We start from the raw sequence: 23,823 nt of genomic DNA on the forward strand, positions 1-23,823 counted from the left end.
ATCTCTTCGCTCAAATTACTTTGAGTCTTAATTTTAAGACGTCTAAAAGAATTGCTGGTTTATTTTACTTAACTTATTTTCTGTTCAATTTTCAAAGACCATTTTCTTCATCGCCCTCAAGCGACTTTCTTATCTTATCATTTGTTTTCTTTCTTGTCAACAACTTTTTTCAAAGTTTTTTTGACTTGTTTTGTCGCATCTCTCAGCGACGAGATTTATCTTAACATTTAAATTTAAATTAGTTTTATATAATTTACTATATCACAATGAATTATACTTGTTTTTCTTTAATTTTCTATTAATATCTATCTTTTTCTATTGATGATACGCCAGGATATGATTACGTTAAATTATTTGTATATAACTATATTTTCAATACTTTTTGTTGCTAAAAAAATAAATCGAGATTATCTATAATATTAAATTATGACAATCACGACTTATTTTTATTTATATTTATATATTCTCTTATTCTTCAGCCCTATCTAATAATTCATTTAAACTATTATCAGAATCATTTACAACTGCTATTTCACTTTTAACTTCATCACTTACATCTTCACTATCTAGTGTTAATTGCTCTTCTTTATCATCAATACTTCCTGATATTTTAGCAATTGCAGCTATCTTTTCTTCATCTGTAGTCCTCATAAGAGTTACTCCCATTGCAGATCTACTAGTTACTGATATATCAGATACATTTATTCTTATAGCTACACCACTTGTATTTATTAACATAAGCTCATCATCTATCTTACATATAGTTGCACCTATAACTTTACCTGTCTTCTCAGATAACTTATATGTTATTAATCCTGTTCCGCCTCTTTTTTGTCTCTTATATTCTGTTATAGGAGTTCTTTTTCCAAATCCATTCTCACTAATAACAAGTAAGTCTTCTCCTTCTACAGCTATATCCATGCATACAGCAATATCGTCTTTCCTTAAATTTATTGACCTTACTCCTGATGCTGTCCTTCCCATAGGTCTTACATCTGTTTCATTAAATCTTATTGCATTTCCATCTTGAGTTACTATAACTATATCAGCATCACCACGAGTTATCTTAACTTTTAGAAGCTCATCACCATCTCTGAGATTTATAGCTATTAATCCATTCTTTCTAAGATTCTTAAATTCGGATAAAGGTGTCTTCTTTACTAATCCTTGCTTAGTCCCCATAAATAGGAATCCTTCATTTACATCATCTTTAACAGAAAGAACCGTTTCAATCCTTTCATCTTGTTCTATAGCTATTAGGTTTATAATATTAGTTCCTTTTGCAGTTCTACCTGCATCAGGTATTTCATAAGCTCTTAACTTATAAACTCTTCCTTTATTCGTAAAGAACAGTATATCTGAGTGAGTTGAAACTACATTAACATGTTCTACAAAATCATCTTCCTTTGTAGACATTGCCTGTATTCCTCTTCCCCCTCTTCTTTGGGCAGAATATGTATCTGCAGATATTCTCTTAATGTATCCTGAATGAGTTAAAGTTACAACAACTTCTTCTTCTTGAATAAGATCTTCAATATCTATTTCATTAACTACTTTTTCTATTGAAGTTCTTCTTTCATCCCCATATCTATTCTTTATTTCTATTAATTCTTCTTTTATTACAGAAAGAAGTTTTTCTTCGCTTGCTAATATTGAATTTAAATAATCTATTAATTTCATAATTTCTGCAAGTTCTTCTTCTATTTTATCTCTTTCTAAACCTGTTAATCTTCTTAATCTCATTTCTAAGATTGCTTGAGCTTGCTTTTCACTTAAATTGAATCTTTCAATTAATGTATTTTTTGCTATTTCAGTGGTTTTTGATGATCTAATTATACTTATAACCTCATCAATATTATCTAGAGCTATCTTTAGTCCCTCAAGTATATGAGCCCTAGCTTCTGCTTTATTCAATTCAAATATAGTTCTTCTAGTTACTACTTCCTTTTGGAACTCTATATAGTTACTTAATACTTGCTTAAGATTCAATACTTGCGGCTCATTGTTAACTAGAGCTAACATTATAACACCAAATGTATCTTGCATTTTAGTATGCTTATATAACATATTTAGTATTACATTTGGATTTGCATCCTTCTTAAGCTCTACTACAATTCTCATACCTTCTCTATCAGATTCATCTCTTAAATCTGATATTCCAACTATTTTTTTATCTTTAACTAAATCTGCTATATTTTCTATTAGCTTAGCTTTATTTACTTGATATGGTATTTCGGTAACTATTATTCTATGCCTATTATTTTCTTCTTCAATTTCAGCCTTTGCTCTAACTATTATTCTTCCTTTACCAGTTTCATACGCTGCTCTTATTCCTGACTTACCCATAATAATAGCTCCCGTTGGGAAATCTGGTCCCTTTATAACAGACATTAGCTCTAAAACAGTAATATCTGGATTATCTATAAGCATTATTGTTCCATCTATTACTTCTCCTAAGTTATGAGGAGGAATATTTGTTGCCATACCTACAGCTATACCTGATGATCCATTAACTAAAAGATTTGGATATCTTGATGGTAATACAACTGGTTCCTTCTCTTCTCCATCGAAGTTTGGAATAAAATCAACTGTATCCTTTGTTATATCTCTTAACATTTCAACAGCAATCTTATTCATTTTAGCTTCAGTATATCTCATAGCAGCTGCGCTATCTCCATCTACTGAACCAAAGTTACCATGACCGTCTACAAGCATATATCTCATTGAGAAGTCTTGTGCCATTCTTACAAGTGCATCATAAACAGATGTGTCACCATGTGGATGGTACTTACCTAAAACTTCCCCAACTATTCTTGCACATTTTCTATATCCCTTTTCTGGAGATAATCCTAAATCGTTCATAGAGTATAATATTCTTCTATGTACAGGTTTTAATCCATCTCTAACATCTGGAAGTGCACGACCGACTATTACACTCATTGCATAGTCGATATAGCATCTTTTCATTTCTTTATTTATATCAATAGATATAACTTTTCCCTCGTTTAAATTCATGTACCTCACCTCGTTTTAGTACTATACATCTAAATTACTTACTTTTTTAGCATTTTTTTGGATAAACTCTCTTCTTGGTTCTACTTTGTCTCCCATTAATATAGTGAATATTTCATCTGCAGCTATGGCATCCTCTATAGTAGCTTTTAATAATACTCTCTTTTCAGGATCCATAGTTGTATCCCATAATTGAGTTGCATTCATTTCTCCAAGACCTTTATATCTTTGTATGTTAGTTGAATTATCTTTTCCACCAATTTCACCTAATACTTTTTCAAGTTCTGCATCTGAATAAGCATAGTACTCCTTCTTATTCTTTTTTACTTGATAAAGAGGTGGTTGTGCTATATATACGTGTCCTCCATCTAACAGCCCTCTCATATACCTAAAGAAGAATGTCAATAATAAAGTTCTTATATGAGCTCCATCAACGTCAGCATCTGTCATTATTATTATTCTATTGTATCTTAACTTCTCTTCATCAAAGTCATCTCCAATTCCAGCTCCAAATGCTGTAACCATTGACTTAATTGAGTCAGCAGTTAATATTCTATCTAGTCTTTGCTTTTCTACGTTTAATATTTTACCTCTTAAAGGAAGTATTGCTTGGAATCTTCTATTTCTTCCTTGCTTAGCTGAACCTCCCGCTGAATCTCCCTCAACTATATAAATTTCACACTCTAAAGGATCCTTTGATGAACAATCAGCTAATTTACCAGGTAATGATGAACGCTCTAACACTGACTTTCTTGTTAACTCTCTTGCTTTTCTTGCTGCGTCTCTAGCTCTAGCTGCCATCAACGCTTTTTCTATTATTATCTTACCAACCCCTGGATTTTCTTCTAGGAATATAGCAACTCCTTCTCCAACAATTGAGTCAACTACCCCCCTAACTTCTGAATTACCAAGCTTAGTTTTAGTTTGGCCTTCAAATTGAGGTTCAGATATTTTTACAGAAACTACGGCTGTAAGACCTTCTCTTATATCATCTCCTGATAAATTCTTATCATTTTCTTTTAAATGATTAAACTTTTTACCATAGTCATTTATAGCTCTTGTTAATGCTGTTTTGAACCCTGATAAATGTGTACCACCTTCAATGGTATCTATATTATTAGCAAATGAATATAAGTTTTCTGTATAGCTATCATTGTATTGAAGTGATATTTCAGCTATTATTCCATCCTTTTCACCTTCAATATAAATTGGTTCTGGATGTAGGGCTTCCTTGTTTCTATTCAAGTAAGATACAAATTCCTTTATGCCGCCCTCATAATGATATATCTCTTCTTTACCTTCTTCTCTCTTATCAGATAATATTATTCTAATTCCCTTATTTAAAAATGCTAGCTCTCTAAACCTATTAGCCAATGTATCAAAATCATATTCTGTTTCCTCAAATATTTCAGTATCAGGTTTAAATGAAACTTTTGTACCATGATCATCTGTTTTCCCTATTTTCTCTAAGCTAGTTACAACATTTCCTCTTGAATATTTTTGTTGCCATATATCACCTTCTCTTGATACTGTTACTTCACACCATTCTGATAATGCATTAACAACTGATGCACCAACCCCATGTAGACCTCCAGATACCTTGTATCCTCCACCGCCAAATTTTCCTCCAGCATGAAGAACTGTCATTATAACTTCTACTGTAGATTTACCCATTTTAGGATGTATTCCAGTTGGCATCCCTCTTCCATTATCAATTACAGTAATTGAGTTATCTTCATTTATTGTCACTGATATATCTGTACAAAATCCAGCTAAAGCTTCATCTATACTATTATCAACTATTTCATATACAAGATGATGTAAACCCCTTGAACTAGTACTTCCTATATACATTCCCGGTCTTTTTCTAACAGCTTCTAAGCCTTCTAATACCTGAATCTGACTTTCATCATAGCTTTGATTGTTTGTTTCCAATATAATCTCCTCCTTAAATGAAATTTTATTATAATCACATGAAGATTTAACATTGGATTTATGGATTATAATCTATATTTGTTCTCTTTGTTAAAGTTGAAGATGAAATTGGAGATAAATAAACTTTACTCATTTTATTAACTTCAGCTATAACAAATGATTTTGGTTTCTCTTTAGAAATTCTTTCTACAAACCCGTCCTCTTCTGCCATTCTTAGAAAAGCACTCGTATCTGAACTATACATTGTAGTTTGTAGATCAAAAATTCCAATTATGTCTTTAATCGGAACAACCACATTTTCTCCTAAATGTAAAAACATAAGAATTCCTCCTTTTAATTTAGGATTTCTCCTTCCTTGACCTTAAATACTCTGGAACTATCGTCTAAATAGTTAGTTAGATCTTCTATTCCTGTACATGTTATTATTGTTTGGATTTCTCCAATTGTACTCAGAATATATCTCTTTCTATTAAAATCTAATTCTGATAAAACATCATCTAATAATAATACTGGATACTCTGATGTCATTTCTTTTATTATTTTTAAAGATGAAAACTTTATTGTAAGGACAGCGCTTCTTTGCTGTCCTTGTGATCCAAAGCTTTTAATATCTACATCATTGATTAGTACAATAAAATCATCTCTGTGAGGACCTATGCTAGTAGTTCCTTTTTCAATGTCCTTCTTCCTATTTTTTCTCAGTGCTTCATAAAAACTATTTTCTATATCTTCTAGGTTCTTTATCGTACTTATATATTTGAACTCTACATTTTCTTTTCCTGAGGATATATCTTTATGAATATCCTTTCCATAAAAATTTAATTTATTGATATATTTAAGTCTTTCCATTATTATATGATAACCAAAATTTGCTAATTGTATATCATATATATCTAAAACTTCTGTATCTAATTTTCTATTTTTTAAAACAACATTCCGTTCATTTAAAACTTTATTGTATTGTACTAGATTATAATAGTATTTAGAATTTAATTGACATAGCTCCATATCAATAAACTTTCTTCTTACTCCAGGAGAATCTTTTATAATCTTTAAATCTTCTGGTGAAAACATAACGACATTAAAGTTTCCAAATAACTCACCTATTTTAGATACTTTAATTTTGTTAATCTTAATGGCCTTTTTACCATCTTTCAATATATTTATATCGATATTTTTATCAAGTCTATCTTTACCTACCAATAAACTTACATAAGCACTATCTGAATTCCAATTTATCAACTCTCTATCTTTAGAAGTTCTATGAGATTTGGCAAAAGCACAATAATAAATTGCTTCAAGAATATTTGTTTTTCCTTGAGCATTATCCCCCATAAATACATTTACATTTTTACCAAGTGTTATATTTAAAGATTTATAATTTCTATAATTTAACATTTGCAGTCTTTTAATATACATTTTTACACCTATTTTAATTATAACATATTAGAGGAATAAAAGTAATTATCAGGTTAATGTAAATAAATATATGCTATTCCTAAATAATTCTATATTTTTCTCCATTAAACTCTACTTCATCGCCTTGTTTTAATTTTTTCCCCCTCTGAATACAAACTTCATCATTAACTTTAACCATCCCATCTAAAATATACATTTTAGCCTCTGAACCTAGAGATGCAACTCCGCACCATTTTAAAAATGAATCTAATTTTATAAACTCGGTACTAATTTTAATTTCTTCCATTTCCAATTCCATGCATATTAATTCATATACTATGCATTTTCTCCCTTCTATCTTATTAATCTAACTGGTAAAACAAGATACTTTGAATTATCTGTATTCTTGCACTTAATTACACAAGGACTAACGCTTGATGTCATTTCCATTTTAATTTCATCGTCATCAACATTTTTTAGTACGTCTAATAAATATCTAGAGTTAAATGCAATTTGAATAGGCTCTCCTTGCAAATTTATACTAAGTTCTTCTCTAACCTTTCCCAATTGAGAATTAGAAGTTATTATCATATTTTCTTCTTGAACATCTAATTTTATTAAATTACTATTACTATCCTTAGCCATTAATGAAGCTCTTTCTATACAACTTTGTAGGTGTTGTTTATCCACATCTACTAATATTTTGTGCTCCTGAGGCAATAAAGAAGAATAATTCACAAACTTACCATCTAATAATCTAGAAATTACTTTTGTATTATTTAAATTGAATAATATATGATTATTAGTAAATGTAATTTTTACTATATCAGAAACATCTTCTAATATTTTTGACACTTCATTTAATGTCTTCCCCGGAATAACTACTTCTATTTCATTATCATTATCTAAGAATTCACTTCTTACTGCCAGTCTATATCCGTCTAATGCGACCAAATTTAAGTTTTTATTTTTAACCTCAAATAAAATTCCTTGTAGTATTGGTCTAGTTTCATCTTGTGCTATTGCAAATGATGTGCCCTTGATCATATTTTTTAATATATTTTGTTGAACTTCAACTGAAAGATTTTCATTTATACTAGGTAAAGCTGGATAGTCTTCTCCATTCATATAAACTAAATTAAATACTGACTTTTCACATGTTATTTGTATTATGTCATTTTCTAAAGTCTCTATTTTTATATCTGAATTAGGTAATTTTCTTATTATTTCTCCAAAGATCTTTGCATCTATTACAATCATGCCTTCTTCTAATATATCGGCTTCAACTTTTGTTTCAATAGATACATCCATATCAGATCCTATTAATGTTAGTCCTTCGCTTTTAGCATTTATGTATATGCCTTCTAAAATAGGCATTGTTGTCTTACCAGTTATGGCCTTATTGGCAATTGATATACCTTCTTGTAGTTTTTGTTTTTCACAGATAAATATCATATAAAAACCTCCTTAAGTTATATACATTAGATATCTATAGATATAGATAAATATATAGATATAAATTAATAATAATAGTAGTAGGGGATGTTGATATGTTGATAAGTGCGTATACCCCTTGAAAACACTAAATTATTTATAAAAAAATATTGTGGATAAGTGAAGCAAAAATCATATGACTTATCCACAGTATTAACAATCAATATTGTTTTTATTAGTTATCCACAAATAATTCAATATATTTATGTACAGTTGTTAATTAATTTTGAGTTAGCTTTTTCGTTATATCATTTACTGTGTGTTGTAGGCTTTCATCTGTATTTAAGCTATCAGATATTTTTTCATAAGCATGAATAACAGTAGTATGATCCCTTCCCCCAAATTCTTCACCTATTTTAGGCAAGGACATATCGGTTAACTTTCTGCTTAAATACATTGCAATTTGTCTAGGATATGCTACATTCCTAGTCCTTCTTTGAGATTTCAAGTCTTCTATTCTAAGATTAAAATATCCAGCAACAACATCTTGTATAACGTCTATAGTTACATTCTTATTTTGTTTATTTGATATTATATCTTTAAGAGCTTCACTTGCTAACTCAACAGTAATTGGTCTGTTAGTAAGTGATGAATAAGCAACAATTCTAATTAAAGCTCCTTCTAGCTCTCTAATATTAGACTTAATTTTAGTCGCGATATAAACCATAACTTCATTTGCAACATTTAGCTTTTCTACATCAGCTTTCTTTTTTAATATTGCCATTCTAGTTTCAAAGTCTGGTGCTTGAATATCAGCTATTAAGCCCCATTCAAATCTAGAACGTAGTCTATCTTCTAAAGTTGGAATTTCTTTAGGTGGTCTATCAGATGATAGAATTATTTGTTTGTTGGCATCATGTAATGCATTGAAGGTATGGAAAAACTCTTCTTGAGTTCTTTCCTTTCCAGCTATAAATTGAATATCATCTATAAGTAAAATATCTACATTTCTATATTTATTTCTAAATTCTTCATTTTTATCATCTCTTATTGCATTAATAAGTTCATTAGTAAATTTTTCTGAAGAGACATATACAACTTTAGCATTAGAATTATTTTGTAAAACATAATGACCAATAGCATGCATTAAGTGTGTTTTACCAAGGCCAACGCCTCCATATATGAACAGAGGATTATAAGCTTTGGCAGGTGCTTCAGCTACAGCTAATGAAGCTGCATGAGCAAATCTATTACTATTACCAATAACGAAAGAATCAAATGTGTATTTAGGATTTAATAAACTTGACATTTCATCATTTACAGTAATAGATCCTCTATCATCGAATTTAGGTTTCTTTTCTTCCTTTTCTTCTGCTTCCTGAATATCAGATGCTACCATAAATTCTACATTATAAACTTTTGAGCAAGCAGCTTCTATAGAATTTACAACTAAGTCCTTGTATCTCTTTTCTAATATGTCTTGAGTAAAGGAGTTTGGAACACTGATTCTTATTATATTGGAAGATATAGAAATAGGTTCGCAACTTTTAATCCATGTATTAAAGCTAACTTCACTCATTTCACCCTTAATTATATTTAATGTTTTTTCCCATAATGATTTTAGATCATTATTCATTTTATATCCTCCATAAAATAAATTTTAAATTTAAATATTAAATAGTTAGTAACAATATATCAACACACTTATTAACACATGAAAATGCATGTTAATAAATATGATAGAATTATTCACATGTTAATAATTATGTTGATATTTTATATTGATAAAAGTTATCCACAATATAATTATGTACAATTTTTCACATTATTAACATGGTATAAAAGCATTAGTTTAGCTAAAAATAGATATAAATAGATAAGTAATAAAGAAAAAAGTAAACAAGTTATACACAATTTAATCCACATGTGTGGATAACTTGTTTGCTAAGTAAAATTATTCACATTCAATACTAATAATAACATAAGTTAAATAGAGTATTCAAGGAGTTATCCACAAAAAACTGTGGTAAAATCTTATATTTATCAACAGAATTTGAAAATTATAGTGTATTGACATAAAAACGTGATATATATATAATAATAAGGTAAATTTAAAATAGGAATTATAGTTTTTACTATAGAAATTACAATTTAAAGGGGGTGTAGTGAAATGTTCATGACATACCAACCAAAAAAGAGACAAAGAAAAAAAGAACATGGATTCAGAAAGAGAATGAAAACTTCATCAGGAAGATCTGTTCTTAAGAGAAGAAGACAAAAAGGTAGAAAAAGATTAACAGCATAAGGGCCGCAAATAGTGGCCTTTTTTCTGCAATAGCAGGAAAAAAGGAGTATAGAGTTTCCAATGGTATACAGATTAAGAAAAAATAATGAATTTAAATTAGTATATAGAAGGGGAAAGTCTTTAGCTAATAACCTTTTAGTTTTATACACTTTTAATAATAGAAAAAATAAAACAGAAGATAATCTTACTTATAATAAGGTAGGAATTTCAGTAAGCAAAAAAGTTGGAAATAGTGTAGTTCGAAGTAGAAGTAAACGATTGATAACTGAAAGCTATAGACTTAATGAAAAGAACCTTAAAAGTGGCTACGATTTTGTGTTTGTAGCGAGAAGTGCTATAAAAGGAAAAAGTTTCTTTGAAGTTGAAGAGGCAATGAAAAAACTTTTTTTAAAGGCAGGCTTATATAAATAATGAAAAAGATAATGTTGAAATCTATATATTTATATAGAAAATATATTTCGCCGATGAGACCACCAACATGTATTTATGTTCCTACATGCTCACAATATGCAATAGATGCTATTAATAAATATGGAGCAATAAAAGGTGGTTTTTTAGCTATAAAGAGAATTTTAAGGTGTCATCCATTTGCTAAGGGTGGATATGATCCTGTGAAATAAGGAGGTTATTTGTAAGATATGATGAAACTTTTAGAACCAATAACAAATTTTCTGACGATTATATTTAATGGTCTACATAATTTTATTTTATCAGTATTTAATATGGAACCTAGTGGGGCTTCATATGTGCTAGCAATAACAATATTTACTGTAATAATAAGATTGATAATATTACCATTTAATATTAAGGCAAATAGATCAAATGCTAGGATGCAAGAAATTCAACCAGAATTAAATGCAATACAAAAAAAATATGCAAATGATCCTCAAAAGATGCAAGCTGAGTATTCAAAATGTATGAAAGAAAATAATGTAAGTATGTTTGGGGGATGCCTTCCTACATTATTACCTTTACCAATATTATTTGCACTATATTATGTTTTTTGGAATATAGATAAAAGTGCTGTAACTAATACATCATTTTTATGGATACCAAATGTATTTAACAAGGATCCTTACTTCATAATGCCAGTATTGGCTTTCTTAAGTACTTATTTACCAAGTTTACTTTTAACTAAGTCAATGCCAAAGAATGAAAATAGTCCTATGAACATGGGAAGTATGAATATAATGATGGCAGGTATGATGGGGGTAATGGCTATTAACTTTAGTTCCCTTTTAGTAATTTACTGGGTAATAGGTGGAGCTATACAATTAGCGCAAACTTATTTCTTAAATTACTTGCCAGCTAAAAAGAAAAGAGCAGCAAAAGAAGAAGAAGATAAATTAAAAACTATTCAGAACGCAAAAAAAGCAACACCAAAGACTAAGAAGAAGAATTAAGATTATTATATTAGTATTTACTAGGTGGTGAATAGGGTATGAAAACATTAGAAATAGCAGGGAAAAGCGTAAGTGAAGCATTACAAAATGCGTTAAAAGAATTAAAGCTTACAGAAGATAAGGTTGAATATGAGGTTTTAGATGAAGGCTCAAAAGGATTTTTAAATATTATAGGGACAAAGCCAGCAAAAATATTAGTTAAGGTTAAAAGAGATTATAAGGAAGAGGTACGAGTATTTTTAAGAAGTATTCTTGATAATATGAAAGTACAAGCAGAAATAAAAATTAAAGAAGTTAATGATGTTGTTTATATAGACTTGAATGGTCCTAAGATGGGATTAATAATTGGATATAGAGGAGAAACTTTAGATTCTCTACAATATTTAGCTTCGTTAGTTGTTAATAAGGGGCATGACATTCCTTATAAAAAGGTAGTTTTAGATACTGAAAACTACAGAAAGAAAAGAGAAGAAACTTTGATGAGAGTTGCTGAAAAAACTGCATATAAAGTTAGAAAAACTAGAAGACCTTATAAGTTAGAACCGATGAATCCTTATGAAAGAAGAGTAATACATTCTGCTTTACAAGATAATGAATATGTCTATACATTTAGTGAGGGTGACGAACCTTACAGAAGAGTTGTTGTAGATATAAAGAAATAAAGGTGAGAAAGCCAATTGGCTTTCTTGCCTTTTATTTATTTTTGACTAAATTCAAATAGTTTTGTAAAATGAATATTAGTTAAAATGGGGTATAATATAAATATATATAATATATTGAACGAAGGAATTTATCTAAAATACATTAAGGAGGATAGATGATGAAAGAATTTGATACAATTTGTGCTATATCCACAGCAATTGGAGAAGGTGGAATTGCTATTATAAGAGTATCTGGTGATAAAGCCTTAGAGATAGTAGCTAAAATTTTTAGGGCGAAAAGTGGAAAAGATATAAAAGATATGAAGACTTATACCATGAAATATGGTCATATAGTTGATATAGATAAAGAAGACTTAATAGATGAAGTAATTATAAGCTATATGAAAGGGCCAAAAAGTTTCACAGCAGAAGATACTGTAGAAATAAATTGTCATGGTGGAGTAACATCAACAAATAAAGTGCTGGAAATGGTTATGAAGGCTGGAGCAAGATTAGCTGAGCCAGGTGAATTTACTAAAAGAGCATTTTTGAATGGAAGAATAGATTTATCTCAGGCAGAGGCAGTTATGGATTTAATCACGGCTAAGACTGAGCTAGCAATGAAATCAGCTTTAATGCAGAGTTCGGGTTCATTGTCAGAGAAAATCAATAAACTAAGAGAATATCTGTTAAATGTATTAGCGTTAATAGAATATGCTGTAGACTTTACTGAGGATGATGAGGAAGTTGATCCGACAATTCCATTGAGAGTAAAAGATAGCTTGGAAAAAGCATGTGATGATATGAGTAAATTACTTAAAAGTGCAGATGAAGGCAAAATAATAAGAGATGGATTAAGCTTAGCCATAGTAGGTAAGCCAAACGTAGGTAAATCATCTTTATTAAATGTTCTCTTAAAGGAAAAGAGAGCAATTGTTACAGATATTGCTGGAACTACTAGAGATGTAATAGAGGAATATATAAATCTTGATGGAATACCAGTAAAGATAATAGATACGGCGGGAATAAGAGAAACAGAAGATATAGTTGAAAAAATTGGAGTTGAAAAATCAAAGGAAAAAATAAATGAAGCAGATTTAATTTTATTAGTACTAGATTCTTCTAGAGAATTAGATAATGAAGATATTGAAATAATAGAAGCTATAAAAAATAAAAATTCTATAGTTTTGTTAAATAAAATAGATTTAGAAAATAAATTAGATAAATCTTTATTAAGCGAATTTGAAAATATAATAAAAATTTCTGCAAAAGAAGATCTTGGAATAGATGGATTAAAAAATGAGATTAAGAATATGTTCTTTAATGGTAAAATAGATAGCGAAAGTCTAATAATATCTAACTCAAGACATAAGCAAGCTTTAATTAGAGCAAAGGAAAATTGTGATGATGCTCTAATAAGAGTTAAAAATAATGAGTTCCTTGATTTAATTTCTATATATGTAACTGCAGCTTTAAAAGCTTTAGGAGAAATTACTGGTTCAGAGTTAGAAGAGGACTTAGTTAATAAAATATTTAAAGAATTTTGTTGTGGAAAGTAGGAGAAATATAAATATGAAATATAATGCGGGAGAATACGATGTAGTAGTTGTTGGTGCTGGTCATGCTGGTTGTGAAGCAGCACTTGCAGCAGCTAGAATGGGATTAAAAACATTAATTTGTACTACTAATCTTGATTCTGTAGCTATGATGCCTTGTAATCCTAATATAGGAGGTACTGCGAAAGGACACTTGGTAAGAGAAATAGATGCATTAGGTGGAGAAATGGGGGTTAATATAGACAACACATTTATTCAATCAAGAATGCTAAATACCTCAAAGGGCCCTGCAGTTCATTCTTTAAGAGCGCAAGCAGATAAAAAGAAGTATCAAAATAGAATGAAGAATGTACTTGAGAATCAAGAAAATCTTAGTTTGAGACAATTAGAAGTAATAGAATTAGATGTGGAAGATGGAAAGGTTAAAGGTGTACTTACAAAGAACGGTGGATACTTCAGTTGTAAGGCCGTTATATTGACAACAGGTACATATCTTAGAGCAAGAATAATAATAGGCGATGTTACATATAATAGTGGACCAAATGGATTAGCAGCAGCTAATGAATTATCTCAATCATTAATTGATTTAGGAATATCATTAAGAAGATTTAAAACTGGTACTCCAGCGAGAATAAATAAAAGATCTGTTGATTTTTCAAAAATGGTAGAGCAACCAGGAGATGAAAAAATAGTTCCATTCTCCTTTATGAGTGGAGATATATCTAGAGAACAAGTTTCCTGTTGGTTAACTTATACAAGTGAAGAAACTCATAAAATAATACAAGAGAATATTGATAGGTCTCCAATGTATAATGGATTAATTGAAGGGGTGGGCCCAAGATATTGCCCATCAATAGAAGATAAGGTTATGAGGTTCCCAGATAGGGAAAGACATCAGTTATTTATAGAACCAGAGGGTGAGGATACTCAAGAAATGTATATTGGAGGAATGTCTTCATCACTTCCAGAAGATGTACAGTTACAAATGTTAAGAACTGTTCATGGACTAGAAAATGTAGAAATAATGAGAACTGCATATGCAATAGAATATGATTCAATTGATCCGACTCAATTAAAGCCAACATTAGAATTTAAGGAATTTGATGGATTATACGGAGCTGGACAGTTAAATGGTAGTTCAGGTTATGAAGAAGCAGCTGCACAAGGAATAGTTGCTGGAATAAATGCGGCTTTGAAGATTCAAGATGAAGAATCTATGATACTAACTAGATCAGATGGATATATAGGTGTTCTTATCGATGATTTAGTTACTAAAGGTACAAATGAGCCATATAGAATGATGACATCAAGAGCTGAGTATAGATTATTATTAAGACAAGATAATGCTGATTTTAGATTAACTGAAATTGGATATAAGGTTGGTCTTGCGACAGAAGAAAGATATCAAAAGTTCCTAACAAGAAAAAATAATATAGAAAATGAAGTTAAGAGATTAAAGGAACTTCAAATAACAAATAAGAAAGAAACAAATGAATTCTTAGTTTCAATGGGATCAACAGAACTTAAAAAGCCTATAAGTTTTTATGAATTAATTAAAAGACCAGAATTAGATTATTTTAGCTTAGTAAGCTTAGATACGGATAGACCAGACTATGAAGATGATATAGGTGAACAAATAAATACAATTGCTAAATATGAAGGTTATATAGATAGCCAATTAGATCAAGTAAGACAGTTTAAAAAGTTCGAGAAAAAATTAATTCCTGATGATTTAGAATATAATGATGTAAAGGGATTAAGAACAGAGGCTATTCAAAAGTTATCTAATATTAGGCCTGTAAGCATAGGGCAAGCATCAAGAATATCTGGAGTGTCACCAGCTGATATATCTGTATTATTAATTTATTTAGAACATCAATATAAGAAATAAAATTCTTTGGAGGAACTATGGAATATTTTCAATTAATGAGAGACGCTTCTTTAGAAGTAGGAATGGAATTATCAGAGCATCAATATAATCAATTTATAAAGTACATGAAATTACTTCAAGAGTGGAATGAAAAGATAAACCTTACTGCAATAACAGAAGATGAAGAAGTAATAAAAAAACATTTTATAGATTGCATTAAAGCTTTTAAATCAGATGCAATTAAAAATGCTAAAACTATAATAGATGTTGGAACAGGAGCTGGCTTCCCAGGGTTACCTATAGCTATAATGAATCCTAATGTACAAGTAACATTATTAGATTCATTAAATAAAAGAATAAATTTTTTGAATACAGTAATTAGTAGTATAGGAGTAAAAAATGTAGTTACAATACATTCAAGGGCAGAAGACGGAGCAAGAAAGTCGGAGTTAAGAGAAAAGTTTGATGTCGCTACATCAAGAGCAGTAGCAAATATGGCAGTGTTATCAGAGTTTTGTATGCCATATGTAAAGTGTGGTGGATACTTTGTAGCGTTAAAAGGACCAGCAATAGAAGAAGAGCTTAAAGATGGTCAAAAAGCAATAACAGTTTTAGGTGGAGAGTTAAAAGAGATAATTGAGGTAAATATAGAAAAGTCTGATTTAAAGCATAATATTGTAGAAATTAAGAAGATAAGTAAATGTTCGAAAATATATCCTAGAAAAGCAGGAACAATAAATAAAAAACCTATAAAATAGAATTAAATTCTACAATATATCTAAATAAAAACAGTCGATTAATAAAAAAATATTAATATATATAAGTTCATTTGTAATTTGTTAAGTTATAATAAATTAATTTGTCTTATAATATTAGGTAATAAAAAGAAGGAAATTAGAGAAGAAAATAGAATTTTTAATTTATTGAATAAAATGGTACTTAGAATAATAGGGGATGGTTGGGTGCATATGAATAGAGAAATTACAAATATAAATGTAAATAAAATATTTCCAAATACTTATCAACCTAGAAGATTTTTTAACGAAGAAGCATTAGAAGAATTATCTCAATCTATAAAGGAGCATGGAATAATTCAACCTATTACTGTTAGGAGAAGAGGAGAAAACTTTGAATTAGTAGCAGGTGAAAGAAGATGGAGAGCTGCGAGAATGGCAGAATTAGAAAATGTACCTTGTAATATTATTGAAATAACTGATACACAATCTGCTGAAATAGCTTTGTTAGAGAATTTACAAAGAGAGGATTTAAATTTTATAGAAGAGGCTGAGGCATATTATAATCTTATAAATGATCATAAGTTTACTCAGGATGAATTAGCAAAAAGAATGGGTAAAAAGCAATCAACTATAGCAAATAAGTTAAGATTATTAAAACTTAGTTCAAGTGTTAGATCGGTTTGTATAGAAAATAAATTAACAGAGAGGCATGCAAGAGCATTACTATCATTACCAAATGAAGAATTACAATTAAAAGTTATAGAAAAAGTAATAAATAATTCTCTTAATGTTAAGGCCACGGAAGAAGCGGTTAATAAAGAGCTATTAAAATTAGCTGGAGAAGAGTTGAAGAATAAGGAAAAGAAAAGAGTTAAAAGTGTATTTCCAGCAAAATTATATGTAAATACTATAAAGCAAGTATTTGATAAGTTTAATATACCAGCTGAATATAAATTTAAAGATGATGAAGAATTTATACAAATAACAGTTTCTATACCTAAAAAATAATTTTAATAAGTATATTCTTACTTTAGTAAGAATATACTTATTTTTTTGTAGAAATTTAAGTTTGATTATTAATTTAATTAATTTTTATTCTGTTAATCTTTTAATATTAACAGAAAGTATATATAATATTAATATGAGAAGGGGGGTGAAGCTCTAAAATAGAGCTTTTATATGAAGAAGGTTTGTATATTTAATCAAAAAGGTGGAGTTGGAAAAACTACTACAAACATAAACTTATGCGCATATCTAGCTATGGAGGGTTATAAAGTATTAACAATAGACATAGATCCCCAAGGAAATACAACAAGTGGGTTAGGCTTAGATAAAAGGAATTTAGAATTATCAATGTATGATGTATTAACTTCAGATGCTTCATTAAGAGAGGTTATATTAAAAAGTGAATTAGTACAAAATTTATTTGTAGCTCCGTCAACAATGGAGTTAGCAGGTGCAGAAGTTGAAATGATAGGTAAGGAGAATAGGGAGACTATTTTAACAAATAAAATTAAAGAAGTAGAAGATGAATATGATTTTATTTTTATAGATTGTCCACCATCATTAGGAATACTAACAATTAATGCATTAACATCAGTTGAATCAGTATTAATACCAATCCAATGTGAATTTTATGCACTTGAAGGAGTAGGACAACTTATCAACACTATTCAACTAGTTAAAAAATCATTAAATCAGGACCTTGAAATAGAGGGCGTTGTAATGACTATGTACGATTATAGAACTAATTTAAGTAATGAAGTCCTTGAAGAAGTTAAGAATTTTTTTAATGAAAAGGTATATGAAACTAAAATATCAAGAAATATAAGATTAGCAGAGGCTCCTAGTTTCGGGCTACCAATAATGCTATATGATGAAAAATGCAAGGGTGCGGAATCTTATAAATCATTAACAAAAGAGTTTTTAAGTAGGCAGTAAGTAGGTGAGTAAATATGAATAAAAAATCAGCATTAGGAAAGGGATTAGGTGCATTAATTCCTAATGATAATGAAAGTAAAGAAAATAATAAACCATCAGTTATATCTATGAATTTAATTAGAAGTAATGAGGATCAGCCAAGAAAGGCTTTTGATGATGAAAAAATAGCAGAATTAGCTCAATCAATTAAAGAGCATGGAATAATACAACCTATAATTTTAAATAAAAAAAACAATAGTTATGTAATAGTTGCTGGTGAGAGAAGATGGAGAGCTGCAAAATTATTAGGATTAAAAGAAATACCAGCTATAATAATGGAGTTAACTGAAAAAGATATATTAGAGGTATCTCTAATAGAAAATATTCAAAGACAAGATTTAAATCCTATTGAAGAGGCTATAGCATACAAAAAATTACTAAGCGATTTTAATTTAACTCAGGAGGAGCTAAGTAAAAGAGTAGGAAAGTCTAGAGTAGCAATAAGTAATGTAATAAGACTTACTAACCTTTGTGAAACAGTAAAACAATATTTAATTGATGAAGTTATTACAGAAGGTCATGGAAGAGTTTTATTAGCAATAGAGGATCCAGAAGTTCAATGTGAAGTAGCTCAAAAAGTTATAGATGAAAAGCTATCTGTTAGGGAACTAGAAAGATTAGTAAGATATTTAGGATCTGAGAAAAAGGAAAAAGACAAGGAAAAAGCAAGAGAAATAAATCCATATTATAAGGATGTAACTGAAAAATTGCAAAATTATTTTGGAACTAAAGTGAGTATTAGTAACAAAAATGATAAGGGGAAAATAGAAATAGAATATTATTCAAATGAAGATTTACAAAGGATACTAGAAATAATTAATTTATGATGTTTCACGTGAAACATTATAAATGTGCAAATTATGTTTCACGTGAAACATTTTATGATATTTCTTTATAAGGTCTAGAGAGGAGTATTGAAAGTGGAAAATATATTTAAAGTAATAAATGAAAATTCACCATTTATTATTATTGGATTACTTATTATAATGTTACTACTTTTCATAATTGTAATTTATTTAATAAGATCTATAAATAAGCTTGAAAAGAAATATAGAAGAATGATGAGAGGGGTAAATAATAAAAATTTAGAAGAACTAATAGCTTCTAAATTAGACGAAATAGATAAAGCTATGGAGTTTTCAAACGAAGCCCTTAATAAATGTGAAGTAATAAAGGAAGAAATGAAAGGTTGCGTAAATAAAATAGCTATAATGAGATATAAGGCATTTCCTGATGTAGGAAGTGATTTGAGTTTTTCAATAGCAATACTAGACTCATATAATGATGGCGTTTTGATTACTGGAATTTATTCAAGACAAGATAGTACTACATATGCAAAACCAGTTGATAAGGGAATTTCGAGATATGAGTTATCTGAAGAAGAATCATATGTTTTGAATGAAGCAATTAATAAAAAATAAAAAATGAGAGTCTTATAGACTCTCATTTTTTTGTAAATAATTTAATTTAGAAGGTTTATTAATATATTCAAATTCTTTTGATACTTTCAATATAAAATGGTAGATACCCTTATATATGCAATCTGCTAAGCTCATTACCGTATATAAGCGTGTATTTTGTAAAACTATAAACTCAAAGTTCCCTCCAATATTTACGATTCCTGTGATGCTTAAATCTCCTATAGGGGGTAAATTTTTATTTAAGGCTAATCCAGGCTGAAGTGGTTTTTTATCAATAAAAACTTTCCCTATATTACTTATTTTTCCTAAACATGAATCTATAGCGATAATATAAGGATTATCAAAATTTAAATTAATTTTATTAATTATTTCATTAAGGTTCTTAGAGTGAATAGGACTTTCTAATGATCCATAAATATGAATTTTATTTTTTGAAACATTTTTTAATTTATATCCAATCAATGGACCAAGAGAATCACCTGTACATCGATCAGTTCCTATACAAATGAAAATTATATCTCTGTTTGAGTAAAGTATATCTTTTAAATTATTATATAAATAATCCCTAATCTCTATATAAGAGTTAGGCGATAATGAATCGATTGAAATTGGTTCATTCATATAAAAACCTCCTTTATTGAAATTATTAACAATAAAGGAGGTTTTTATTCAAGGCTATTTTGATTTTATTATCTTGTTTATGGAGTCTATAGTGTATTTAATATCTGATTTCTCATTAAAGTAACTAAGGCTTAATCTAACAGTACCTGATGGAAAACTTCCTATAGTTTTATGTGCAAGCGGAGCACAATGAAGACCAGACCTATTTTTTATACCAAAATCATTATCAAGAGCAAAAGATAATTCAGCAGTATCAATATTATTAATATTAAATGAAACACATGAGGTGTAATTGCTATTATTAATATCCTCGTAAAGAATGATATCATTGATGTTAGACATTTCGCTAACAAGATAATCTCTTAAAAATTTATTTTTATTATAAATTGCATTTATGCCTTCGGTTTTAATGAATTTAATACCTTCAACTAAGCCTACTATACCAGGCATATTAAGAGTACCGGATTCAAATTTATCTGGTAAAAAATCAGGTTGCTCTAGTGAGTGAGATAAGCTTCCAGTTCCTCCTAAAATGAAAGGATTGCATATGTTATTAAGACTATCATCTATTATAAAGCCACCAATTCCTTGAGGACCAAATAAGCTTTTATGTCCAGTAAAAGCTAGTGCACTTAAGTTAACATCTGTAAAATCTATGTCTAATACTCCAGCACCTTGAGCAGTATCTAATATAAAAAATATATTTCTACTTTTACATAAAGCTCCAATTTCTTTAATTGGTTGAATGCTACCAATTACATTAGATGCTTGACTAAGTACTACCATTTTAGTATTTGGTTTTATATTATTTTTAATATCTTCAACAGAGATAAAGCCAAATTTATCAGCAGTTACAATATCCAGTTCTATTATTCCTTTATTCTTCAAATTAACTAATGGCCTTAAAACAGAGTTATGTTCCATAGAAGATGTTATTACATGATCTCCAGTTGTAAGGGATCCATTTATTAATATATTTAATGAAGTAGTTATATTATTGGTGAATATTACATTTTCCATAGAATCAAACTTGAAAAAATCGGATATAACTTCCCTTGCCTCAAATAGAAGTCTATTAGTTTCTAGAGCATTATTATGGTTGGAGCGGCCAGGATTTCCTCCAATATTAGTTAGAAAATTGTATATAGAATCAACAACATTCTTAGGCTTGGGAAATGTTGTACTAGCATTGTCTAAATATATATTCATGATTAACTCCTTATAAATTATAGAAATTTAAATTTATAATAAAATTATAAGATACTTTATTATTATTTACAAAGTAATAAATTTATAAAATAATGGATTTTTGAATGGAATGATAAAATGAAAACTTAATTAAAATTTAATAGAAATTAAATTTATTGATGAGCAAAAGAATGTATACTTAAATATAGCAAATATTTTATATAGGATTAAGAATATATAAAATCATTAATATAGATTCTTAATTGAAACATATATATAATATAATTAAATATAAATAAACTTGAAGAGGGAGGACATTATGAAGTACTATATTATAGTTTTTAAAAATACACTTGATGCTATGAATGGAGAAAAAGTTTTAAAGGAAGAAAATATGATTTTTAAGATGATGCCGACTCCTACAGCAATTACACAAAGCTGTGGAATTTGCATTAGACTAGAAGAAAAAAAATACATAGATGAAATTATATCAAGGGATATTATAAGATATAAACATATATATGAGAAAGATCAAAATGAGTTTAAGGAAATAATTTAATAGTATTAGAGGTGAGTTATGCAAAATTTCATGACATTGATCAGTACTGGTATAGATGAGAATGGGAAAATTGTTTTTAATGTTGATTGGGAAGTTGCGTGGACAAATGCGGTAAGCACATTTGAGTTTGTATTGAATAAGGGAATAAGGTTTATATTACTTATAGTTGCTATGTATCTTGCTATAAAAATAGGAGATAAGTTAATTGATAAGTTTGTAAAAAATCAAATTAAAAGTAAATTAAGTTTTTCTATGAATAGGCAAAAAGCAATCACTGTAGGAGCTATACTTAAAAGTTCATTAAAATATGCAGTATATATATCAGGAGCTGCTATAATAATAGGAAGTACATTTAAGGTATCAGCAGCTGTTTTAAGTGCTGTTGGTTTTGTAGTCGGTATTGGAGCTCAAAGCTTAGTCAAAGATTTAATAAATGGTTTTTTCATACTTTTTGAAGATCAATATGGAGTAGGAGATTATGTAACCATAGGTAAGTATAGTGGTATAGTGGAAAATATTGGAATAAGATCCACGGTATTGAAGGATTTCAGCGGAGATGTACATGTTTTACCAAATGGAGCTGTATTAGAAGTAACTAATCATTCAAGAGCAAATATGAGGTTTATGGTCGATGTAGAAATTGCATATGAAGAAGATGTAGATAATGCAATTAAGTTAATTGAAAATACATGTAAAAAATTTAAAGAGAAAAATAAAGATGAAGTTAAGGAAGATATTGAGGTATCAGGTGTTATATCATTAAATGCATCAGGTGTTACGATAAGAGTAGTTGGGAAATCTAAGCCTCTATCTCAATGGAAGATGGAAAGAGAATTAAGAAAAGAAATAAAGAAGACATTAGATGAGGCAGGAGTAGAAATACCGTATCCAAAGACTCAAATAGTAAATAATAAATTTGTTTAATTTAAATGGTTGGAGGTTTAATTATGATAGAGACTTTTGATTTAGGTGATATAGTAGAAATGAAAAAGCAGCATCCATGTGGAAGTAAAGAATTTGAAGTTATAAGACTTGGAGCAGATATAAAAATTAAATGTACAGGTTGTGGAAGAATTATAATGCTACCAAGAAGCAAATTTCAAAAAGATGCCAAGAAAATCGTTAATTTATAGTAATTAAATTTAAAACTTGCAAAAGAAAATGAATAATGCTACAATATTTAATTGTAATCCCTGCTGTGTAAAGCACAGCCAATGTCCGAGGGGAGGAGGTGAAAATGATGAGAAAGTACGAAACTATATTCATACTACACCCATCATTAGATGAAGAAGCTTGTAAAGCTAACATCGAAAAGTTTAAGGGTGTAATAGAAAACGGTGGAGGAACTATAGAAAATGTTGACGTTTGGGGTAGAAGAAAGCTTGCTTACGAAATCGCAAAAGTTAACGAAGGTTTCTATACATTAATCAACTTTAATGCTGATTCAGAGCTACCTAAAGAGTTAGACAGAATATTCAGAATTACTGATGGAGTTTTAAGACACATCATAGTTAAACAAGAAGCGTAAGAGGTGATATTGTCATGAATAAGGTAATACTTATTGGAAGGCTAACAAAAGATCCAGAGCTTAATTTTGCAGCTGGAAGTGGTACTGCAGTAACAAGATTTTCTTTAGCAGTAACAAGACCTTTTAAAAAAGATGAAACTGATTTTATCAATTGTATAGCTTTTGGTAAAACTGGTGAAACAATAGCACAATATCTTACAAAGGGCAGACAACTAGCTGTTACTGGACGTATCAG

General features: G+C 29.0%; 26 protein-coding genes. 17 read left to right on the forward strand and 9 right to left on the reverse strand.

The features are described 5' to 3' along the window. Nucleotides 1-468: 468 nt before the first annotated feature. The 7 genes from gyrA to dnaA form a co-directional block, all read right to left on the reverse strand. The gene (gene gyrA, locus NSA50_RS18285; protein WP_195266391.1) at nt 469-3,015 is read right to left on the reverse strand and encodes a DNA gyrase subunit A; all 2,547 of its coding nucleotides are present in this window, start codon (nt 3,013-3,015) and stop codon (nt 469-471) included. A 21-nt stretch (nt 3,016-3,036) separates the two neighbouring features. Then, nucleotides 3,037-4,947, reverse strand: coding sequence for a DNA topoisomerase (ATP-hydrolyzing) subunit B (gyrB, locus tag NSA50_RS18290; RefSeq protein ID WP_257447581.1), 1,911 nt, complete (start codon nt 4,945-4,947; stop codon nt 3,037-3,039). Between the two features lie 58 nt (nt 4,948-5,005). Next, a complete protein-coding gene (gene remB, locus NSA50_RS18295; protein ID WP_195266386.1) occupies nt 5,006-5,266 on the reverse strand; it encodes an extracellular matrix regulator RemB in 261 nt (86 codons plus the stop codon). Nucleotides 5,267-5,280: 14 nt separating this feature from the next. Further along, nucleotides 5,281-6,366, reverse strand: coding sequence for a DNA replication/repair protein RecF (gene recF / locus NSA50_RS18300; protein WP_195266384.1), 1,086 nt, complete (start codon nt 6,364-6,366; stop codon nt 5,281-5,283). 79 nt (nt 6,367-6,445) lie between these two features. Further along, nucleotides 6,446-6,652, reverse strand: a complete 207-nt coding sequence (gene yaaA, locus NSA50_RS18305) for a S4 domain-containing protein YaaA (protein ID WP_195266399.1) — start codon at nt 6,650-6,652, stop codon at nt 6,446-6,448. A gap of 47 nt (nt 6,653-6,699) precedes the next feature. Continuing rightward, nucleotides 6,700-7,800 carry a DNA polymerase III subunit beta gene (dnaN, locus tag NSA50_RS18310; RefSeq protein WP_195266382.1) on the reverse strand — a complete coding sequence of 367 codons (1,101 nt, stop codon included), beginning with the start codon at nt 7,798-7,800 and terminating at the stop codon, nt 6,700-6,702. Nucleotides 7,801-8,059: 259 nt separating this feature from the next. After that, nucleotides 8,060-9,415: a chromosomal replication initiator protein DnaA gene (gene dnaA, locus NSA50_RS18315; protein WP_195266380.1), complete on the reverse strand. Its 1,356-nt coding sequence runs from the start codon at nt 9,413-9,415 to the stop codon at nt 8,060-8,062. Between the two features lie 534 nt (nt 9,416-9,949). On the opposite strand from dnaA, the gene rpmH reads away from it, so the two are divergent. From rpmH to NSA50_RS18375, 12 genes are all read left to right on the forward strand, one after another. Further along, on the forward strand, nt 9,950-10,084 hold the full coding sequence (gene rpmH, locus NSA50_RS18320) for a 50S ribosomal protein L34 (protein WP_195266378.1): 135 nt from the start codon (nt 9,950-9,952) through the stop codon (nt 10,082-10,084). Between the two features lie 60 nt (nt 10,085-10,144). After that, complete coding sequence (gene rnpA / locus NSA50_RS18325; RefSeq protein WP_195266376.1) at nt 10,145-10,495, forward strand: ribonuclease P protein component; 351 nt, start codon at nt 10,145-10,147, stop codon at nt 10,493-10,495. Further along, a complete protein-coding gene (gene yidD / locus NSA50_RS18330) occupies nt 10,495-10,704 on the forward strand; it encodes a membrane protein insertion efficiency factor YidD (RefSeq protein WP_207733847.1) in 210 nt (69 codons plus the stop codon). Before rnpA ends, yidD begins: the two co-directional genes overlap by 1 nt. A gap of 18 nt (nt 10,705-10,722) precedes the next feature. Beyond that, entirely contained in the window at nt 10,723-11,487 is a 765-nt protein-coding gene (gene yidC / locus NSA50_RS18335; RefSeq protein WP_195266374.1) for a membrane protein insertase YidC, read from the forward strand. 38 nt (nt 11,488-11,525) lie between these two features. Further along, complete coding sequence (gene jag, locus NSA50_RS18340; protein WP_195266372.1) at nt 11,526-12,149, forward strand: RNA-binding cell elongation regulator Jag/EloR; 624 nt, start codon at nt 11,526-11,528, stop codon at nt 12,147-12,149. Between the two features lie 158 nt (nt 12,150-12,307). Continuing rightward, the gene (gene mnmE / locus NSA50_RS18345) at nt 12,308-13,687 is read left to right on the forward strand and encodes a tRNA uridine-5-carboxymethylaminomethyl(34) synthesis GTPase MnmE (RefSeq protein ID WP_195266395.1); all 1,380 of its coding nucleotides are present in this window, start codon (nt 12,308-12,310) and stop codon (nt 13,685-13,687) included. 13 nt (nt 13,688-13,700) lie between these two features. Continuing rightward, nucleotides 13,701-15,575: a tRNA uridine-5-carboxymethylaminomethyl(34) synthesis enzyme MnmG gene (mnmG, locus tag NSA50_RS18350; protein WP_257447595.1), complete on the forward strand. Its 1,875-nt coding sequence runs from the start codon at nt 13,701-13,703 to the stop codon at nt 15,573-15,575. Between the two features lie 17 nt (nt 15,576-15,592). Then, nucleotides 15,593-16,312 (forward strand): 16S rRNA (guanine(527)-N(7))-methyltransferase RsmG, encoded by a 720-nt coding sequence (rsmG, locus tag NSA50_RS18355; RefSeq protein WP_195266368.1) that lies wholly within the window; start codon nt 15,593-15,595, stop codon nt 16,310-16,312. Nucleotides 16,313-16,522: 210 nt separating this feature from the next. Next, on the forward strand, nt 16,523-17,299 hold the full coding sequence (noc, locus tag NSA50_RS18360; RefSeq protein ID WP_195266393.1) for a nucleoid occlusion protein: 777 nt from the start codon (nt 16,523-16,525) through the stop codon (nt 17,297-17,299). A gap of 171 nt (nt 17,300-17,470) precedes the next feature. Further along, the gene (locus NSA50_RS18365) at nt 17,471-18,232 is read left to right on the forward strand and encodes a ParA family protein (RefSeq protein WP_195266366.1); all 762 of its coding nucleotides are present in this window, start codon (nt 17,471-17,473) and stop codon (nt 18,230-18,232) included. Nucleotides 18,233-18,246: 14 nt separating this feature from the next. After that, complete coding sequence (locus NSA50_RS18370) at nt 18,247-19,098, forward strand: ParB/RepB/Spo0J family partition protein (protein WP_195266364.1); 852 nt, start codon at nt 18,247-18,249, stop codon at nt 19,096-19,098. Between the two features lie 93 nt (nt 19,099-19,191). Further along, a complete protein-coding gene (locus NSA50_RS18375) occupies nt 19,192-19,692 on the forward strand; it encodes a DUF4446 family protein (protein ID WP_195266363.1) in 501 nt (166 codons plus the stop codon). A gap of 12 nt (nt 19,693-19,704) precedes the next feature. Here NSA50_RS18375 and yyaC read toward each other — a convergent pair whose 3' ends face one another. Together yyaC and NSA50_RS18385 are read right to left on the reverse strand one after the other, a co-directional pair. After that, nucleotides 19,705-20,313, reverse strand: coding sequence for a spore protease YyaC (gene yyaC / locus NSA50_RS18380; RefSeq protein ID WP_195266361.1), 609 nt, complete (start codon nt 20,311-20,313; stop codon nt 19,705-19,707). Nucleotides 20,314-20,367: 54 nt separating this feature from the next. Next, on the reverse strand, nt 20,368-21,522 hold the full coding sequence (locus NSA50_RS18385) for an aminotransferase class V-fold PLP-dependent enzyme (protein ID WP_195266358.1): 1,155 nt from the start codon (nt 21,520-21,522) through the stop codon (nt 20,368-20,370). Nucleotides 21,523-21,820: 298 nt separating this feature from the next. On the opposite strand from NSA50_RS18385, the gene NSA50_RS18390 reads away from it, so the two are divergent. The 5 genes from NSA50_RS18390 to NSA50_RS18410 form a co-directional block, all read left to right on the forward strand. Then, nucleotides 21,821-22,060 (forward strand): DUF3343 domain-containing protein, encoded by a 240-nt coding sequence (locus tag NSA50_RS18390; RefSeq protein WP_195266356.1) that lies wholly within the window; start codon nt 21,821-21,823, stop codon nt 22,058-22,060. A gap of 18 nt (nt 22,061-22,078) precedes the next feature. Continuing rightward, nucleotides 22,079-22,984 carry a mechanosensitive ion channel family protein gene (locus NSA50_RS18395; protein WP_195266354.1) on the forward strand — a complete coding sequence of 302 codons (906 nt, stop codon included), beginning with the start codon at nt 22,079-22,081 and terminating at the stop codon, nt 22,982-22,984. Between the two features lie 23 nt (nt 22,985-23,007). Continuing rightward, on the forward strand, nt 23,008-23,193 hold the full coding sequence (locus NSA50_RS18400) for a DUF951 domain-containing protein (RefSeq protein ID WP_008676147.1): 186 nt from the start codon (nt 23,008-23,010) through the stop codon (nt 23,191-23,193). A gap of 107 nt (nt 23,194-23,300) precedes the next feature. Continuing rightward, entirely contained in the window at nt 23,301-23,588 is a 288-nt protein-coding gene (rpsF, locus tag NSA50_RS18405) for a 30S ribosomal protein S6 (protein ID WP_035284774.1), read from the forward strand. A 14-nt stretch (nt 23,589-23,602) separates the two neighbouring features. Beyond that, a partial coding sequence (locus NSA50_RS18410; RefSeq protein WP_257447608.1) for a single-stranded DNA-binding protein occupies nt 23,603-23,823 on the forward strand: 221 nt, incomplete at its 3' end.

Origin of the sequence: Clostridium mucosae (assembly GCF_024622765.1) — a bacterium.
Lineage (GTDB): Bacteria > Bacillota > Clostridia > Clostridiales > Clostridiaceae > Clostridium.

Excerpts from the sequence above, each read along its gene's own strand:
- jag (WP_195266372.1), top strand. The coding sequence starts at position 11,526 with ATGAAAACATTAGAAATAGCAGGGAAAAGCGTAAGTGAAGCATTACAA.
- yaaA (WP_195266399.1), bottom strand. The coding sequence starts at position 6,652 with ATGGAAGAAATTAAAATTAGTACCGAGTTTATAAAATTAGATTCATTT.
- yidD (WP_207733847.1), top strand. The coding sequence starts at position 10,495 with ATGAAAAAGATAATGTTGAAATCTATATATTTATATAGAAAATATATT.
- dnaN (WP_195266382.1), bottom strand. The coding sequence starts at position 7,800 with ATGATATTTATCTGTGAAAAACAAAAACTACAAGAAGGTATATCAATT.
- NSA50_RS18400 (WP_008676147.1), top strand. The coding sequence starts at position 23,008 with ATGATAGAGACTTTTGATTTAGGTGATATAGTAGAAATGAAAAAGCAG.
- noc (WP_195266393.1), top strand. The coding sequence starts at position 16,523 with ATGAATAGAGAAATTACAAATATAAATGTAAATAAAATATTTCCAAAT.
- remB (WP_195266386.1), bottom strand. The coding sequence starts at position 5,266 with ATGTTTTTACATTTAGGAGAAAATGTGGTTGTTCCGATTAAAGACATA.
- dnaA (WP_195266380.1), bottom strand. The coding sequence starts at position 9,415 with ATGAATAATGATCTAAAATCATTATGGGAAAAAACATTAAATATAATT.
- NSA50_RS18390 (WP_195266356.1), top strand. The coding sequence starts at position 21,821 with ATGAAGTACTATATTATAGTTTTTAAAAATACACTTGATGCTATGAAT.
- rnpA (WP_195266376.1), top strand. The coding sequence starts at position 10,145 with ATGGTATACAGATTAAGAAAAAATAATGAATTTAAATTAGTATATAGA.
- yidC (WP_195266374.1), top strand. The coding sequence starts at position 10,723 with ATGATGAAACTTTTAGAACCAATAACAAATTTTCTGACGATTATATTT.
- NSA50_RS18370 (WP_195266364.1), top strand. The coding sequence starts at position 18,247 with ATGAATAAAAAATCAGCATTAGGAAAGGGATTAGGTGCATTAATTCCT.
- rpmH (WP_195266378.1), top strand. The coding sequence starts at position 9,950 with ATGTTCATGACATACCAACCAAAAAAGAGACAAAGAAAAAAAGAACAT.
- NSA50_RS18385 (WP_195266358.1), bottom strand. The coding sequence starts at position 21,522 with ATGAATATATATTTAGACAATGCTAGTACAACATTTCCCAAGCCTAAG.
- mnmE (WP_195266395.1), top strand. The coding sequence starts at position 12,308 with ATGAAAGAATTTGATACAATTTGTGCTATATCCACAGCAATTGGAGAA.
- NSA50_RS18365 (WP_195266366.1), top strand. The coding sequence starts at position 17,471 with ATGAAGAAGGTTTGTATATTTAATCAAAAAGGTGGAGTTGGAAAAACT.
- NSA50_RS18395 (WP_195266354.1), top strand. The coding sequence starts at position 22,079 with ATGCAAAATTTCATGACATTGATCAGTACTGGTATAGATGAGAATGGG.
- mnmG (WP_257447595.1), top strand. The coding sequence starts at position 13,701 with ATGAAATATAATGCGGGAGAATACGATGTAGTAGTTGTTGGTGCTGGT.
- rpsF (WP_035284774.1), top strand. The coding sequence starts at position 23,301 with ATGAGAAAGTACGAAACTATATTCATACTACACCCATCATTAGATGAA.
- yyaC (WP_195266361.1), bottom strand. The coding sequence starts at position 20,313 with ATGAATGAACCAATTTCAATCGATTCATTATCGCCTAACTCTTATATA.
- gyrA (WP_195266391.1), bottom strand. The coding sequence starts at position 3,015 with ATGAATTTAAACGAGGGAAAAGTTATATCTATTGATATAAATAAAGAA.
- recF (WP_195266384.1), bottom strand. The coding sequence starts at position 6,366 with ATGTATATTAAAAGACTGCAAATGTTAAATTATAGAAATTATAAATCT.
- rsmG (WP_195266368.1), top strand. The coding sequence starts at position 15,593 with ATGGAATATTTTCAATTAATGAGAGACGCTTCTTTAGAAGTAGGAATG.